The sequence below is a fragment of the Pseudomonas sp. GW822-FHT02G04 genome (assembly GCF_058802085.1).
In genome coordinates this window covers 478,408-494,140 of sequence record NZ_JBXANU010000002.1, presented here as the reverse complement: position 1 = coordinate 494,140, position 15,733 = coordinate 478,408, and the positions used below count along the sequence as shown (strand labels likewise).

Below are 15,733 nucleotides of genomic sequence, written 5' to 3'. Positions count from 1 at the left end.
GAAGGCAAAAGCGAACAGAGCTGAAGGCTGCCCAAGGCAGCCTTCAGCTCTGAAAAGGTTTTACCGGACACTAGTGACGCTCCGCGTGGGAATGCAGCCCGGGACGCTCCGCGTCCCACCCTCTAAAGCCGAACGCGGAGCGTCCGTTGAGGCATTCCCACGCAGAGCGTGGGAACGATCATCAGTAGAGGGTCTAGGCCTGCTTGTACCCGCGCACTTCATCCACGCCACGGTTGGCCAGTTGGTCGGCCCGTTCGTTGCCATGATGGCCGATGTGCCCGCGCACCCATTTCCAGGTGACGTTGTGGCGGTTGACCTGTTCGTCGAGCAGTTTCCACAGGTCGGCGTTTTTCACTGGCTCCTTCGCTGCGGTTTTCCAGCCGCGTTTCTTCCAGTTGGCCATCCACTCGTTGATGCCTTTCATCACGTACTGGGAGTCGGTCACCAGCAGCACGTCGCAAGAGCGCTTGAGCTCTTCCAGGCCACGGATCGCGCCCATCAACTCCATGCGGTTGTTGGTAGTGTTGGCTTCGCCGCCCCAGAGTTCTTTTTCAACGCCCTTGCACACCAGCAACGCGCCCCAGCCGCCTGGGCCAGGATTGCCCTTGCAGGCGCCATCGGTGAAGAGTTCTACGCTATCGCTCATGCCAATCTATCCAGAAAATGCGCTGGCTCGCCGATCGGTGACCGACGATGCCCGAGGCCGGGGCATACCCGGCCGGGAATATAAAAAAGTGTATTACGGTTCGATGTGACGACGGTTGACCTTGGCCATCGGCAACGGAATCAGCTTGCCCATCGGTTCGCGCCGTACTTGGCGCACCGGCCGCAGTCCCACCACGATCTTGCGCGCGACTAATAAATAGAAGCCGCCACCCGACAATTGCCAGTCACCGGCCTTGCGCTCCCAACCGGCCAGACGAGCTTGCCAGGCAGGTGACGCAAGCGGCGGACGATAGCACCCGAAGCGGCGTTTCTCCAGCGCGAAGCCCAGCAGGTTCAGCCAGTCGCTGACCCGCGACGGCGAAATGCAGCGGGCCTGGCGCAAGGCGTCATGGGCGAACACATGACGCAGACCCCAGCTGCTCCAGGGGTTGATCCCGATAATCAGCAGATGCCCACCGGGGCGCACACTGCTCGCCGCTTCGCGCAACAAGCCGTGGGGCGACAGGCAAAAATCCAGCCCATGCTGCAACACCACCACATCGGCGGCATGCTCGCTCAAGGGCCAGGCCTGCTCTTCGCAGACGATCTCGACCCCCGGCAACGGCGCGCCGAGTCGCACATTGCGCTGCACCTGCGGCGCCGACGGTGGCGTCTGTGCCGAGGGGCCGTAATGCACCAGATAGCCGCCGAAGAAGCGCCCCAACTCGTCTTCGAGCATGCGTCGTTCTTCGTCCAGCAGAAATTGCCCGATGGGGCCGGACAGCCAGTCACGGGCCGCGCTGATCAATGCCAGCCAGTCAGGATCAGCCTGAGCGAACGCTTTATCGGTCATTGCATTCTCCAACGCGCCAGGAAGCTCTAAGATGCGCCAATGTTTTCCGCTTGGCGAATCCGACGATGATACAGATCAGTGCCCTGCCCGCCTTCACCGACAACTACATCTGGTTGTTACAAGACCACAGCACCCAGCGCTGCGCCGTAGTCGATCCGGGCGATGCCGCGCCCGTAGAGGCATGGCTCGCGGCGCACCCGGGTTGGGTGTTAAGCGATATTCTGATCACTCATCACCATCATGACCATGTCGGCGGCGTCGAGCGGCTGAAAAAAGCGACAGACGCAACCGTCTATGGCCCGGCCAGCGAGACCATCCCGGCACGGGACGTGGCCCTCAAGGACAGCGACCGGATCAACGTGCTGGGCTGGGACCTCGATGTCATCAAAGTTCCGGGCCATACCCTCGGGCATATTGCCTATTACCACCGTGGTCATTTGTTTTGCGGCGACACCCTGTTCGCTGCCGGTTGCGGACGCTTGTTCGAAGGCACGCCCGAGCAAATGCATCACTCGCTGAGCCGTCTCGCGGCGCTTCCGGAAGATACGCTGGTCTATTGCACCCACGAATACACCCTGAGCAATCTGAAGTTTGCCGTGGCGGTCGAACCGGGCAACCCCGACACCCTCGAACGACGGACCAAAGTCACCCGTCAACGGGAAGCCGGAATCATGACGCTGCCTTCGACCCTGGCGCTGGAAAAGCTCACCAATCCGTTTTTGCGTACCGGCGAAACATCCGTTAAAGAAAAAGTGGACGAACGGAATGGAACCGAAAACCGGGCGCCGAGTGCGGTCTTTGCTGCATTGAGGGCTTGGAAAGATACGTTCTAAGTCGCCTGCGCGATGGTACAAAAATTCTGAATGGTTGACCGCAGGGGGTGTGCTTTCTAGAATCGCCCGACATTTTCGCCCGGAACTTACTTCCAGCCAATGTCGTCACCTATTCGTAAAGCCACCAATTCAGACGCATTGACCCGCTTGGCTCAAGCCATCGCGGTGGCTGTGTCCGCCACTTTGGCGGGCTGTTCAAGCCATGTGCCGCAGACCGAAGCGACACACACACCGAATATCGCCGCGCGAGCCAAGCAAAAACCGATCTGGCTCAGCGAAAAACCAACACCGCAAGTTCCCCAGGACGTCTGGGAGCGCATGCGCCAGGGCTTCCAGTTGCAGGACAACCTGGGCGTCAACCCGCGTATCGAGCAGCAGCGCCTGTGGTTCGCCAGTAACCCGTCCTTCCTCGAAAACGCCGGCGAACGCGGCAGCCTCTACATTCACTACATCGTCGAACGCCTTGAAGAACGCAACATGCCGCTGGAACTGGCGCTGTTGCCAGTGATTGAAAGCGCCTACAACCCGATGGCCTACTCCCGGGCCGATGCGGTGGGTCTTTGGCAATTCATTCCTTCCACCGGGCGTTACTTCAACCTGCGTCAGACCCGCTTCTATGATGGCCGTCGCGATATCACCGCCTCGACCACTGCGGCCATGGATTACCTGACCCGCCTGCACGACATGTTCAACGGCGACTGGCTGCTGGCCCTGGCGGCCTATAACGCTGGTGAAGGCACGGTCAGCCGGGCCATCGAACGCAACGAACGACTGGGCCTGCCGACCGACTACTGGAACCTGCCGCTGCCAGCGGAAACCCAGGCCTATGTACCGAAGCTGCTGGCTCTGTCGCAAGTGGTGTTGGCCCCCGACGCCTATGGCGTGAACCTCAACCCGATCGCCAACGAACCGTATTTCCAGGTCGTCGAAATCAACCAGCGCATGGACCTGTCCAAGGTTGCCGCGGTGGCCAACATCGACGAAGACGAGCTGTTCCAGCTCAACCCGGCCTTCAAGCAACGCACCACTATCGACGGCCCCCAGCATCTGCTGGTGCCGACGTCCAAGGCGCAACTGCTGACCGCCAGCCTCTCGACCATGCGTCCTGAAGAGCTGATCAGCCAGCGGCCGCTCAAGCCGGTGTTCGAAGGTGCCGACGAGCGCGAAATCGCCAGCATCAAGCGCGCCTACCGGGTTAAACGCGGCGAAAATCTGGCCTCCATTGCCAAGGCCAACAAGGTCGACGTCAAAGACCTGCAACGCTGGAACAAACTGAACGGCAAGAACCTCAAGGTCGGCCAGACCCTGGTGATGCAGGACACCACCAGGCGCAGCGGCGGTCGCATCAACACTGTCGTGGCAGCGAACAGCAAAACCAGCGGCAAGGCAGACAAACAGAAGCCGCAGACCCAGTACAAGGTCCAGCAAGGCGACTCGTTGTACATGGTTGCCAAACGTTTCAATGTCGAAATGCAACACCTCAAGCGCTGGAACCCGCGGGTAGGCCAAGCGCTGAAGCCGGGACAGATGCTGACGGTTTCTTCCCCGCATTAAACAGCACGCCCTGTCGAGGGGCTTTCGTGGCGAGGGGGCTTGCTGTGGCGAGGGGGCTTGCCCCCGTTCGGCTGCGCAGCAGTCGTAAATCCTGCCGATACGGTGAATCGGAAGAAAATGCCGGGGCCGCTTCGCGACCCAACGGGGGCAAGCCCCCTCGCCACAGCAAGCTCCCTCGCCACAGGTTCTGCGATCCGCCGGACCATCACCTCGCAATTAACAACGCATTAAGCCCCCGTCTTTTTCCTGTCGATACAAGCTGTTACTGTACGGCCCACAAAGCCCAAGCCGCCTGGATCGGATCTCTGACTTGAAGCGTCCCCTCCTCCTTCTCCTGATCAGCCTGGCCTTGAGCTCCCCCGCAAGCGCGACGATCAGCGAAAGCCACGGTTATGCGCAGTTCGGCACGCTCAAGTATCCGGCCAGATTTACCCACTTCGACTGGGTCAACCCGCAAGCGCCCAAGGGCGGTACGTTGCGGGTGATGGCGTTTGGCACCTTCGATACGCTAAACCCTTACACCTTCAAAGGTTCGAGCCCGGTTTCCACGGCCAACTTCCTGCAATACGGCATCAACGAACTCAACGAACCGCTGATGGTCGGCACCGGCCAGTACGCGCCGTCGGGCGATGAGCCGACGTCCAGTTATGGCCTGATCGCCCAATCGGTGGAATACAGCGAGGACCGCAGCTGGGTGGTGTTCAACCTGCGCCCCGAAGCGCGCTTCCACGATGGCACGCCGATCACCGCTTACGATGTCGCGTTCTCCTATCGCCTGCTGCTCAAGGAAGGTCATCCGCAATACCGCACCAACCTGCAGGAAGTGTCACGGGTCGACATCCTCAACCCGCAGCGCATTCGCTTTGTCTTCAAGCGCTCCGGCAATCCGTTGCTGATCCTGCGCCTGGGCGAGTTGCCGGTGTTGCCCCAGCATTACTGGAAAGATCGCGACTTCAAGGCCACCACCTTCGAGCCGCCATTGGGCAGTGGGCCGTATCGCATCACTTCGGTAACCCCTGGGCGGCAGATCGTCTTCGAACGGGTCAAGGATTACTGGGGCAAGGACCTGCCGGTCAATCGCGGCAAGTACAACGTCGATCGCATGGAAGTCGAGTTCTACCGTGACAGCGACGTGGCTTTCGAAGCGTTCAAGGCCGGCGAGTTCGACATCTACATCGAGCACCAGGCGAAGAACTGGGACAATGGCTACGACTTCCCGGCCGTGCGCCGTGGCGAGGTGATCAAGGCGCAGATCCCGCACCAGATCCCGACCCAGAGCCAGGGCCTGTTCATGAACACTCGGCGGTCGACCTTCGCCGAGATCAAGGTCCGTGAAGCGCTGGGGCTGATGTTCGACTTCGAGTGGACCAACCGCACGCTGTTCAGCGGCGCCTACACGCGCGCCATGAGTTATTACCCCAACAGCGAGTTCTCCGCCACCGGACTGCCGGTCGGCCACGAGTGGCTGTTGCTCAAGCCCTATCGCGATCAGTTGCCCGCCAAGCTGCTCACCGAGCCGTTCAGCCTGCCGCAGACCGAAGGCCGCGGCATTCCGCGCGAAACCATGCGCAAGGCCTTGAGCCTGCTCGCCGAGGCCGGCTGGAAGCTCAATGGCCAGCGGCTACAGAACAGCATTGGCCAACCGCTACGCTTAGAGATCCTGCTGGTCAACCCGAACCTGGAGCGGATCCTTCAGCCTTACGTCGAGAACCTCGCCAGCATCGGCATCGACGCACGGCTGCGCACGGTCGATCGCGCCCAGTACAAACAGCGCCTCGATCAGTTCGATTTCGACATGATCCTGATGACCCTCAACCAGACCCTCAGCCCGGGCCTGGAGCAATGGCAGTACTTCCACTCCAGCCAGGTCGGGGTCAAGGGCAGCAAGAACTACGCAGGCATCGCCAACCCGGTGGTCGACCATTTGCTCGAACAACTGCTCGGCGCCCAGACCCGGGATGAACAAGTCGCCGCCGGCAAGGCGCTCGACCGGGTGCTGCTATGGCAGCACTACATCATTCCCAACTGGTACCTCAATTATCACCGCCTGGCCTACCGCAACCGGTTCGCCTTCGTCACGACGCCGCCCTACACACTGGGCCTGAGCGCGTGGTGGCTGAAATCTTCGGAGAAAGATCAATGAACCCCGTACGCGCCCTGCTCTTGCAGGCCAGCGGCCTGTTGTTCGCCGGGCTGGCCTGCGCCGCCCCGCAACATGCCCTGACCCTGTACAACGAGCCGCCGAAATACCCGGCCGACTTCAAGCACTTCGATTACGTAAACCCCGATGCACCCAAGGGCGGGATCTTCCGTGAGGCCGGGTTCGGTGGCTTCGACAGCCTCAACCCGTTCATCAACAAAGGCGTGCCGGCCGACGATATCAGCATGATCTACGACACCCTGGCCAAACAGGGGCTGGATGAACCCTTCACTGAATACGGCCTGATCGCCGGCAAGATCGAGAAATCCCCGGACAACAGCTGGGTGCGTTTCTACCTGCGCCCCGAAGCACGTTTTCACGACGGTCACCCGGTGCGTGCGGAAGACGTGGTGTTCAGCTTCCAGACCCTGGTCAAGGACGGCGCCCCGCTTTATCGCGGCTATTACAGCGACGTGGAGGAAGCGATCGCCGAAGACCCGCTCACCGTGCTGTTCAAATTCAAGCACAACAACAACCGCGAACTGCCGCTGATTCTCGGCCAACTGCCGATATTGCCCAAACATTGGTGGGCCTCCCGCGACTTCAACAAAGGCAACCTGGAACTGCCGCTCGGCAGCGGCCCGTACAAAGTCAGCGAAGTGAAGGCCGGACGTTCGGTGCGCTATGAGCGGGTCAAGGATTACTGGGGCAAGGACCTGCCGGTCAATCGCGGGTTCTACAACTTCGATGTGATGACCACTGACTATTACCGCGACAACACCGTCGCGCTGGAAGCGCTCAAGGCCGGTCAGTTCGACTACTGGCTGGAAATGTCCGCGAAAAACTGGGCCAAGGCCTACAACATTCCGGCGGTGACCGAAGGGCGGCTGATCAAGGAAGAGATCCCCAACGGCAACCCCACCGGCATGCAAGGCTTTGTGTTCAACCTGCGTCGTCCGGTGTTCCAGGATGTGCGCGTGCGCCAGGCGCTGACTCTGTTGCTGGACTTCGAGTGGACCAACAAGCAACTGTTCAACGGCGCCTACGCGCGTACCCGCAGTTACTTCGAAAACTCGGAAATGGCCGCCACCGGCCTGCCGGACGCCGATCAACTGGCGATCCTCGACCCGTTCCGCGGCAAGATTCCCGAGCAGGTGTTCAGCGAGGCATTCCAGAACCCGCTGACCGACGCCAGCGGCATGATCCGCACTCAGCAACGCAAGGCCTATCAACTGCTGCAAGAGGCCGGCTGGCGGATCGTCGACGACAAGATGGTCGACGCCACCGGCAAACCGGTGACCATCGAGTTCCTGCTGGCCCAGACCGAGTTCGAGCGGGTACTGCTGCCGTTCAAGCGCAACCTCAGCGACCTGGGCATCGACCTGGTGATCCGTCGGGTCGACGTCTCTCAATACATCAACCGCGTTCGCTCCCGGGACTTCGACATGATCGTCGGCAGCTTCCCGCAATCCAACTCGCCGGGTAACGAACAGCGTGAGTTCTGGATGACCGCCGCCGCCGACAAACCCGGCAGCCGCAATTCCATGGGCCTTAAAGACCCAGTGGTGGACCAATTGGTCGAGCAACTGATCAACGCCGATTCGCGCAAAAACCTGGTGGCCCACGCCCGGGCGCTGGACCGGGTGCTGCAATGGGGCTATTACGTGATCCCCAACTGGCACATCAAGACCTGGCGTGTGGCGTACTGGAACCACATCGGCCACCCGAAGGTTTCGCCCAAATATGACATCGGCATCAACACCTGGTGGGTCAAGCCCGACGCGACACCTGCGATAGAAGTCGAAACCAAACTGCAAGCCGACCCTGCGGGCACGGAGTAATCAGATGCTGGCGTATATTTTTCGGCGACTGCTGCTGATCATCCCCACCCTGCTCGGCATTTTGCTGATCAACTTCGTGATCATCCAGGCCGCCCCCGGTGGGCCGGTGGAACAGATGATCGCCAAGCTCGAAGGCTTCGAAGGCGCCACCAGCCGCATCGCCGGTGGCGGTGCCGAAGTGTCGGTGGCTGGCTCGGCCTATCGTGGGGCGCAAGGCCTGGACCCGGCGCTGGTCAAGGAAATCGAGCACATGTATGGCTTCGACAAATCGGCGCCGGAACGTTTGTGGATCATGATCAAGAACTACGCCACCCTGGATTTCGGCGACAGCTTCTTCCGTGACGCCAAGGTCATCGACCTGATCAAGGAAAAGATGCCGGTGTCGATCTCCCTCGGGCTGTGGAGCACCCTGATCATGTACCTGGTGTCGATTCCGCTGGGGATCGCCAAGGCGACGCGACACGGCAGCCACTTCGATGTGTGGACCAGTTCGGCGATCATCGTCGGTTACGCGATCCCGGCGTTCCTGTTCGCCATCCTGCTGATTGTGGTGTTCGCCGGCGGCAGCTATTTCGACTGGTTCCCGCTACGGGGCCTGACCTCGAACAACTTCGATGAGCTCAGCACCGGCGGCAAGATCCTCGATTACTTCTGGCACCTGGCACTGCCGGTCACCGCACTGGTAATCGGTCACTTCGCGACCATGACGCTACTGACCAAAAACAGCTTCCTCGACGAAATCAACAAGCAATACGTGGTCACCGCCAAAGCCAAGGGCCTGACCCGTCACCGCGTGCTCTACGGCCATGTGTTTCGCAACGCCATGCTGTTGGTGATCGCCGGTTTCCCTTCAGCGCTCATCGGCATTTTCTTCACCGGCTCATTGCTGGTGGAAGTGATCTTCTCCCTCGACGGCCTCGGTCTGATGAGCTTCGAAGCGGCGATCAACCGCGATTACCCGATCGTCTTCGGCACACTGTTCATCTTCACGCTGCTGGGGCTGGTGCTGAAGCTGATCGGCGACCTCATGTACACCCTTGTCGATCCGCGCATCGACTTCGAAAGCCGGGAGCATTGAGATGAACCTGTCCCCTCTCAATCGCCGACGTTTCGAACTGTTCAAGGCCAACAAGCGTGGCTGGTGGTCGTTGTGGCTGTTTCTGATTCTGTTCGGCGCAAGCCTCGGCGCCGAGCTGATCGCCAACGACAAACCGCTGGTGGTGCACTACGACAACGCCTGGTACTTCCCGGCGCTCAAGCGCTATCCGGAAACCACGTTCGGCGGCGAGTTCCCGCTGGAAGCCAACTACAAGAGCCCGTACATCCGTGAACTGCTCAAGGCCAAGGACGCCTGGGTGCTATGGGCACCGATCCCCTACAGCTACCAGAGTATCAACTACGACCTGAAAGTCCCGGCTCCCGCACCGCCGTCTACCGACAACCTGCTGGGCACCGACGACCAGGGTCGTGATGTGCTGGCCCGGGTGATTTACGGCTTCCGGATTTCGGTGCTGTTCGCTTTGACGCTGACCATCCTCAGCTCGATCATCGGCGTGATCGCCGGCGCCTTTCAGGGTTTCTATGGCGGCTGGGTCGACCTGGCCGGGCAGCGTTTCCTGGAGATCTGGTCCGGGCTGCCGGTGCTGTACCTGCTGATCATCCTCGCCAGTTTCGTGCAGCCGAACTTCTGGTGGTTGCTGGGGATCATGTTGCTGTTTTCGTGGATGAGCCTGGTGGATGTGGTACGCGCCGAGTTCCTGCGTGGACGGAATCTGGAATACGTGCGCGCGGCCCGGGCGCTGGGCATGCAGAATGGTGCGATCATGTTCCGCCACATTTTGCCCAACGCCATGGTCTCGACCATGACCTTCATGCCGTTCATCCTGACCGGCGCCATCGGCACCCTGACCGCCCTCGACTTCCTGGGCTTCGGTCTGCCGCCGGGCGCGCCGTCCCTGGGTGAACTGGTGGCGCAGGGCAAGTCCAACCTGCAAGCGCCGTGGCTCGGCATGAGTGCGTTTGCGGTGCTGGCGCTGATGTTGAGCCTGCTGGTGTTCATTGGCGAGTCCGCTCGCGATGCCTTCGACCCGAGGAAGTGAAATGAATCAGGACAATCTGATCGAAGTGCGCGACCTGGCCGTCGAATTTGTCGTCGGCGAGCACGTTCAGCGGGTGGTCGAAGGCGTCAGCTTCGACATCAAGCGCGGCGAAACCCTGGCGCTGGTGGGTGAAAGCGGCTCCGGCAAATCGGTGACCGCCCACTCGATCCTGCGGCTGCTGCCCTACCCGCTAGCCCGGCATCCGTCCGGCACCATCACCTATTCCGACCGGAACCTGTTGGAGCTGAAAGAGAAAACCATCCGCCACATCCGCGGCAACCGGATTGCGATGATCTTTCAAGAGCCGATGACCTCGCTCAACCCACTGCACTCGATCGAGAAGCAGATCAACGAGGTATTGGGCATCCACAAGGGCCTGACCGGCAAAGTCGCGACCAAGCGCACGCTGGAACTGCTGGAGATGGTCGGCATCCCCGAACCCGAGAAACGTCTCAAGGCCCTGCCCCACGAATTGTCCGGTGGCCAGCGCCAGCGGGTGATGATCGCCATGGCCCTGGCCAACGAGCCGGAACTGCTGATCGCCGACGAACCGACCACCGCGCTGGATGTGACTGTTCAGCTGAAAATCCTCGAATTGCTCAAGGAATTGCAGGCCCGCCTGGGCATGGCGTTGTTACTGATCAGTCACGATTTGAACCTTGTACGAAGAATTGCGCATCGCGTATGTGTCATGCAGCGCGGTTGCATCGTCGAACAGGCATCGTGCGAAGAATTGTTCCGCGCGCCGCAGCATCCGTACACCCGGGAACTGCTGGCAGCGGAGCCCAGCGGCAAGCCGGCGACCAATGTAATTGGCCCGCCATTGCTGCAGGTCGAGGACCTGAAAGTCTGGTTCCCGATCAAGAAAGGCTTTCTGAAAAAGACCGTCGACCACATCAAAGCGGTGGACGGCGTCAATTTCAGCCTGCCCCAGGGCCAGACCCTGGGGATTGTGGGAGAAAGCGGTTCCGGCAAGTCGACGCTCGGTCTGGCGATTTTGCGGCTGATCGGTAGCAAAGGTGCGATCCGTTTTGAAGGCAAGCAGCTAGACTGCCTGACGCAGCAACAGGTTCGGCCGCTGCGGCGGGAAATGCAGGTGGTGTTCCAGGACCCTTTCGGCAGCCTGAGCCCACGGATGTGCGTGAGCCAGATCGTCGGCGAAGGCCTGCGGATCCACAAGATGGGCACCGAGGCCGAGCAGGAACAAGCGATTATTGCGGCACTCAAGGAGGTAGGCCTGGATCCGGAAACCCGGCACCGCTACCCCCATGAATTTTCCGGTGGGCAGCGGCAAAGAATCGCCATTGCCCGGGCTTTAGTGCTAAAACCGGCGTTGATTCTGCTGGACGAGCCGACTTCGGCCCTCGACCGCACCGTGCAACGCCAAGTGGTGGAGCTGCTACGTTCACTGCAAACCAAGTACAACCTGACGTATTTGTTTATCAGCCATGACCTGGCTGTCGTCAAAGCGCTGAGCCACCAGCTGATGGTGGTCAAGCATGGCCAAGTGGTCGAACAGGGAGACGCGCAAAGTATTTTTGCCGCCCCCCAACATCCGTATACACAGCAGTTGCTGGAAGCCGCTTTTCTGGCACCAGCCACTGCGCAATAAACCTGAAAGAGAGGAGCAACACATGGGTTTTCTCGCCGGTAAGCGCGTACTGATCGTCGGTGTCGCCAGCAAGCTGTCCATCGCATCCGGCATCGCTGCCGCCATGCATCGCGAGGGCGCTGAGCTTGCCTTCACTTATCAGAACGACAAACTCAAGGGTCGTGTCGAAGAGTTCGCACAGGGCTGGGGTTCGAGCCCTGAGCTGTGCTTCCCGTGCGACGTGGCCAGCGACGCAGAGATCGCCAAGGTCTTCGAAGAGCTGAGCAAGAAGTGGGACGGCCTGGACTGCATCGTGCACTCCGTCGGCTTCGCACCGGGCGACCAACTGGACGGCGACTTCACCGAAGCCACCACCCGTGAAGGTTTCCGCATCGCTCACGACATCAGCGCCTACAGCTTCGTGGCCCTGGCCAAAGCCGGTCGCGAAATGATGAAAGGCCGCAATGGCAGCCTGCTGACCCTGTCGTACCTGGGCGCCGAGCGCACCATGCCGAACTACAACGTAATGGGCATGGCCAAGGCTTCCCTGGAAGCTGGCGTACGTTACCTGGCCGGTTCCCTGGGCCCGGACGGCACCCGCGTCAACTGCGTATCGGCCGGCCCGATCCGCACCCTCGCTGCTTCCGGCATCAAGAACTTCCGCAAAATGCTGGCCGCCAACGAAGCGCAAACCCCGCTGCGTCGTAACGTCACCATCGAAGAAGTCGGCAACGCCGGCGCCTTCCTGTGCTCGGACCTGGCGTCCGGCATCAGCGGCGAAATCATGTACGTAGACGGTGGCTTCAACACCACCGCCATGGGCAACATCGAAGAGTGATTTTCGGTTAGCCGTTAAAAAACCCGCCTCTTCAGGCGGGTTTTTTGTGCCTTCAAAATCAAAAGATCTTCACAACAAACACTGGGCAAACAACTGCTGGATCGGCTGTGTGCGCTGGCTATAACGCTGCAACAGCACGATCTCCCGGTAGAACGTCAGCTCTCCCAGCGGGATGATCCTGACCTTCGCCCCATGCTCAAGCCACAGCCCCGCCTCGGGCAATAGCGAAACACCCAGCCCGCATTCCACCATTTTGACAATGGCCTCCAGCTCGTCGAGCTCCAGCGCTACTTGCACGTCAATCTGCTGCTCGCGCAAAAACCGCGTCACCAATCGCCCACCGAATGAATTGCGGTCGTAGCGTACGTGGGGGTGGTTGGCGAGTAACTGCAGCGGGTCGTCCCCTTCAAGATCTGTCGGCACGATCAGCACAAACGGCTCCCGGCGAATGACTTGCACCGATAGCTCCTTGGGTAATTCAAACGGCGGCCTGATCAGAATCGCCAGGTCCACTTCACCAGTGTCCACCTGGCTCAACAGGTTCAGGGATACCCCCGGCACCAGTTTCGCCTCCAGTAATGGCGCCTGTTGCCGGAGTCGCAACAGCGCCCGTGGCAACAACCCGGTCTGGACGGTGGCCACCGCGCCGATCTTCAATTCGCCACGAAACTCGCTGATGTCATCACTGACGGCCATGCGACTGAAGATCTCGAGCATTTCCTGAGCCATCGGCAGCGCTCGCTGCCCTGCGGCATTGAGGAGCGCCTGACGCCCGGTGCGATCGAACAGACGTATTCCCAACGCCTGCTCCAGATTGCGGATCTGCGCACTGACCGCCGACTGAGTCAGGCCGATGTGCATGCCTGCCGCGGCGAACGTGCCATGGCGCGTCACGGCAATGAAGGTTTTCAGTTCCCGCAGCATACAGCCCCCAATTGATCGAAATAATTTGAGCTCGCTGCAAAAACTATCGTCTTTCAATCAAAAAGCACAGGACTAAACTCAGTCTCAACTCTCAACCCGTCGAGGCACATCCGATGCAACTGTCCCCTTTTCATTTGGCCATCCCGGTTTACGATCTGGACGCTACCCGGCGTTTCTATGGCGAGGTGTTCGGCCTGGAAGAAGGTCGTTCCAGCGATCACTGGGTCGATTTCAACTTTTTCGGCCATCAGCTGGTGATTCATCTGGCCCCGAAAAACGCTTCTCAGGAAGCCGCCCATACCAACGCCGTGGATGGCCACGACGTACCGGTGCCGCATTTCGGTGTGGTATTGCCGATGGAAGAATGGGAGGCGCTGGCCGAACGCCTGAAAGCCCTGGGCACACACTTCGTGATCGAGCCGGGCATCCGGTTTCAGGGATTGGTGGGCGAACAGGCCACGATGTTTCTCTTCGATCCCTGCGGCAATGCCCTGGAGTTCAAGGCATTCAAAAATATCAATCAGTTGTTCGCCAAATGATCCGCCTACCCATTGACGCCACCAACCTCAGTGAAGCGGTGGTCAATGGCGAGACCACTGCTGCCATCGTCGCCGAAGCCTTTCTTCAGCGCATTCAGGCGCAGGAGCCGGATATCCAGGCTTTTGTCTCGTTCGACGCCCGGCAGGTACGCGCCGATGCGGCGCAGCACAACGGCCAGGGCCTGCTGGCCGGCGTCCCCGTGGGCATCAAGGACATTTTCGACACCGCTGCCTACCCCACACAGTTCTATTCACCCATTTATACCGACCATCAACCCTCCCGGGACGCCCACGTCGTGACGCTGCTGCGCCAGGCCGGGGCGCTGATCATGGGCAAGACCCATACCACCGAGTTTGCATACATGCACACCGGTCCAACCCGCAATCCCCACGACCTCACCCGCACGCCAGGCAGCTCCAGCGCCGGCTCGGCGGCCGGGATGGCAGCGGGGTTCTTTGCCCTGGCGCTGGGCACCCAGACGGCCGGCTCGTTGCTCAAGCCGGCGTCCTACTGCGGCCTCTTCGCCTTCAAACCGTCGCTGGGGCTGGTGTCGCTGGAAGGGGTAAAACCGTTGGCGCCGAGCTTCGACACCGTGGGCTGGTATGGACAGTCAGTGCGCGACCTGCACCTGGTAGCGCGCGTGTTGATTCCCGGGTTCGTGGTGCCTGACATCGAGCGGCGTCCACTGCAATTGGGGTTCTGCCGCACGTCGCGCTGGGATCAAGTGGACCCCGACGTCGCCCTTGCCCTGGAACAGGCGGTGGATCAGCTGCGCAGCGCCGGCCATCACGTGAGCGAAGTACGGCTGCCGGATGAGTTTGCCGGTGTGTTCGACGATCATCAGTTGATTAACGATTGTGAAGGTGCCCGCTCGCTGGCGAAGGAGTTTCAACAACACCGAACACAATTGAGCCCTTCGACCCTGGCCATGTTCGAGCGAGCGGCAACTACAGCCTGGCAACAGGAATCCGCCGCCAAGGCGCGTCTGGCCGATCTTGCCCCACGCTTGAGCGAGCTTTGCCAACCCTTCGACGCCATGCTCGGCGCCTCTTGCGGGATGGTCGCGCCGGTAGGCCTGGAAAGCACCGGACCATCGGATTTCATCAAGTTCTGGGGGGCGTTTGGCTGGCCGCAACTGAACATCCCGCTGAGGCCCGCCCAAGCCATGTTGCCTGTCGGGCTACAGATGATCGGACGGTTCAGAGACGATGGCCGGCTGTTACGAACAGCCGAGCACGTTGCAGCGGTTTTGCAAGGCGCCATTCAAGAGTAACGAGCGTCGAACTGTCGGGCGCGCAACGCCTTATCGACCAGAGCCAGCAGGTCTTGCGCCGTTTGGGGTAGCTGAACATCAAACTCGATCTGCCCGACACTGAAGCGAATGTCATAGCCACGATGCACCGTGGCATTACGCTCATCGAGTATTTCTTCGAGGCGCGCCCTGATCGCGGCGATCTCCACCGTGTGGGCGCCGGTCAACAAGGCAGCAAACTCATCGCTGCCCAGCCGACCGATCACATCGCTTTCACGAAAAGCGATGCGCAACACGTCGGCAAAGGTTTTCAGGGCGTTGTCGCCCTCGGCACGCCCATACAACCGGTTGATGCGCTTGAAGTCGTCGAGATCGAAATACAGCAGGGTCGCGGGTTTGCCCAGCTGCTGACAGGCCTCCAGCGCCAATTGGGACAGAGCCTCGAAGCCATGACGATTGGAGAGCAGCGTCAACTCATCCATGCTCGCCATCTGCACGCCCATCAGTTCTTGCTCGGCCTTGCGCGCCAGGTCGCGCAATACATCGCGATCCTGCACGGCGCTGTCGAGGACGTTTGGCGTGCCAGCGCCGGGTTTGAGCGGTTTGTTCGGGGTTAACATTAC

Annotated in this window: 14 protein-coding genes; 10 read left to right on the top strand and 4 right to left on the bottom strand. The window is 60.5% G+C overall.

Annotated features, from left to right (window positions below; genetic code table 11):
- Nucleotides 1-193 precede the first annotated feature (193 nt).
- On the bottom strand, nt 194-646 hold the full coding sequence (gene rnhA / locus AC1RO5_RS04795) for a ribonuclease HI (protein WP_003180633.1): 453 nt from the start codon (nt 644-646) through the stop codon (nt 194-196).
- Nucleotides 647-739: 93 nt separating this feature from the next.
- Nucleotides 740-1,498 (bottom strand): methyltransferase domain-containing protein, encoded by a 759-nt coding sequence (locus AC1RO5_RS04790; protein ID WP_007937770.1) that lies wholly within the window; start codon nt 1,496-1,498, stop codon nt 740-742.
- 65 nt (nt 1,499-1,563) lie between these two features.
- Here AC1RO5_RS04790 and gloB point away from each other — a divergent pair, with 65 nt between their 5' ends.
- The 8 genes from gloB to fabI all read left to right on the top strand — a co-directional run bounded on the left by gloB (nt 1,564) and on the right by fabI (nt 12,394).
- The gene (gene gloB / locus AC1RO5_RS04785; protein ID WP_493173230.1) at nt 1,564-2,331 is read left to right on the top strand and encodes a hydroxyacylglutathione hydrolase; all 768 of its coding nucleotides are present in this window, start codon (nt 1,564-1,566) and stop codon (nt 2,329-2,331) included.
- Between the two features lie 99 nt (nt 2,332-2,430).
- Nucleotides 2,431-3,885 (top strand): transglycosylase SLT domain-containing protein, encoded by a 1,455-nt coding sequence (locus tag AC1RO5_RS04780; RefSeq protein WP_493173196.1) that lies wholly within the window; start codon nt 2,431-2,433, stop codon nt 3,883-3,885.
- 310 nt (nt 3,886-4,195) lie between these two features.
- On the top strand, nt 4,196-6,028 hold the full coding sequence (locus AC1RO5_RS04775) for an extracellular solute-binding protein (protein WP_493173194.1): 1,833 nt from the start codon (nt 4,196-4,198) through the stop codon (nt 6,026-6,028).
- Nucleotides 6,025-7,866, top strand: a complete 1,842-nt coding sequence (locus AC1RO5_RS04770) for an extracellular solute-binding protein (protein WP_493173192.1) — start codon at nt 6,025-6,027, stop codon at nt 7,864-7,866. The genes AC1RO5_RS04775 and AC1RO5_RS04770 overlap by 4 nt, the downstream gene beginning before the upstream one ends.
- 4 nt (nt 7,867-7,870) lie before the next feature.
- Nucleotides 7,871-8,944 (top strand): microcin C ABC transporter permease YejB, encoded by a 1,074-nt coding sequence (locus AC1RO5_RS04765; protein ID WP_493173190.1) that lies wholly within the window; start codon nt 7,871-7,873, stop codon nt 8,942-8,944.
- A 1-nt stretch (nt 8,945) separates the two neighbouring features.
- The gene (locus tag AC1RO5_RS04760; RefSeq protein ID WP_493173188.1) at nt 8,946-9,965 is read left to right on the top strand and encodes an ABC transporter permease; all 1,020 of its coding nucleotides are present in this window, start codon (nt 8,946-8,948) and stop codon (nt 9,963-9,965) included.
- A 1-nt stretch (nt 9,966) separates the two neighbouring features.
- A complete protein-coding gene (locus AC1RO5_RS04755; protein WP_493173187.1) occupies nt 9,967-11,577 on the top strand; it encodes an ABC transporter ATP-binding protein in 1,611 nt (536 codons plus the stop codon).
- Nucleotides 11,578-11,599: 22 nt separating this feature from the next.
- Nucleotides 11,600-12,394 (top strand): enoyl-ACP reductase FabI, encoded by a 795-nt coding sequence (fabI, locus tag AC1RO5_RS04750; RefSeq protein ID WP_007937760.1) that lies wholly within the window; start codon nt 11,600-11,602, stop codon nt 12,392-12,394.
- Nucleotides 12,395-12,463: 69 nt separating this feature from the next.
- On the opposite strand, the gene AC1RO5_RS04745 is transcribed toward fabI, so the two are convergent.
- Nucleotides 12,464-13,318 (bottom strand): LysR family transcriptional regulator, encoded by an 855-nt coding sequence (locus AC1RO5_RS04745; RefSeq protein ID WP_493173185.1) that lies wholly within the window; start codon nt 13,316-13,318, stop codon nt 12,464-12,466.
- 113 nt (nt 13,319-13,431) lie between these two features.
- Between AC1RO5_RS04745 and AC1RO5_RS04740 the strand changes: the two genes are divergently transcribed.
- Together AC1RO5_RS04740 and AC1RO5_RS04735 are read left to right on the top strand one after the other, a co-directional pair.
- Entirely contained in the window at nt 13,432-13,857 is a 426-nt protein-coding gene (locus AC1RO5_RS04740) for a VOC family protein (RefSeq protein ID WP_019579332.1), read from the top strand.
- The gene (locus AC1RO5_RS04735; protein ID WP_493173183.1) at nt 13,854-15,131 is read left to right on the top strand and encodes an amidase; all 1,278 of its coding nucleotides are present in this window, start codon (nt 13,854-13,856) and stop codon (nt 15,129-15,131) included. Before AC1RO5_RS04740 ends, AC1RO5_RS04735 begins: the two co-directional genes overlap by 4 nt.
- On the opposite strand, the gene AC1RO5_RS04730 is transcribed toward AC1RO5_RS04735, so the two are convergent.
- Nucleotides 15,122-15,730 (bottom strand): GGDEF domain-containing protein, encoded by a 609-nt coding sequence (locus tag AC1RO5_RS04730; RefSeq protein WP_493173181.1) that lies wholly within the window; start codon nt 15,728-15,730, stop codon nt 15,122-15,124. The genes AC1RO5_RS04735 and AC1RO5_RS04730 overlap by 10 nt on opposite strands.
- Between the last annotated feature and the right edge of the window lie 3 nt (nt 15,731-15,733).

Bases quoted from the DNA above. Each gene is read 5' to 3' on its own strand.
- rnhA (WP_003180633.1), bottom strand. From the start codon at position 646: ATGAGCGATAGCGTAGAACTCTTCACCGATGGCGCCTGCAAGGGCAAT.
- AC1RO5_RS04790 (WP_007937770.1), bottom strand. From the start codon at position 1,498: ATGACCGATAAAGCGTTCGCTCAGGCTGATCCTGACTGGCTGGCATTG.
- gloB (WP_493173230.1), top strand. From the start codon at position 1,564: ATGATACAGATCAGTGCCCTGCCCGCCTTCACCGACAACTACATCTGG.
- AC1RO5_RS04780 (WP_493173196.1), top strand. From the start codon at position 2,431: ATGTCGTCACCTATTCGTAAAGCCACCAATTCAGACGCATTGACCCGC.
- AC1RO5_RS04770 (WP_493173192.1), top strand. From the start codon at position 6,025: ATGAACCCCGTACGCGCCCTGCTCTTGCAGGCCAGCGGCCTGTTGTTC.
- AC1RO5_RS04765 (WP_493173190.1), top strand. From the start codon at position 7,871: ATGCTGGCGTATATTTTTCGGCGACTGCTGCTGATCATCCCCACCCTG.
- AC1RO5_RS04760 (WP_493173188.1), top strand. From the start codon at position 8,946: ATGAACCTGTCCCCTCTCAATCGCCGACGTTTCGAACTGTTCAAGGCC.
- AC1RO5_RS04755 (WP_493173187.1), top strand. From the start codon at position 9,967: ATGAATCAGGACAATCTGATCGAAGTGCGCGACCTGGCCGTCGAATTT.
- fabI (WP_007937760.1), top strand. From the start codon at position 11,600: ATGGGTTTTCTCGCCGGTAAGCGCGTACTGATCGTCGGTGTCGCCAGC.
- AC1RO5_RS04745 (WP_493173185.1), bottom strand. From the start codon at position 13,318: ATGCTGCGGGAACTGAAAACCTTCATTGCCGTGACGCGCCATGGCACG.
- AC1RO5_RS04740 (WP_019579332.1), top strand. From the start codon at position 13,432: ATGCAACTGTCCCCTTTTCATTTGGCCATCCCGGTTTACGATCTGGAC.
- AC1RO5_RS04735 (WP_493173183.1), top strand. From the start codon at position 13,854: ATGATCCGCCTACCCATTGACGCCACCAACCTCAGTGAAGCGGTGGTC.
- AC1RO5_RS04730 (WP_493173181.1), bottom strand. From the start codon at position 15,730: ATGTTAACCCCGAACAAACCGCTCAAACCCGGCGCTGGCACGCCAAAC.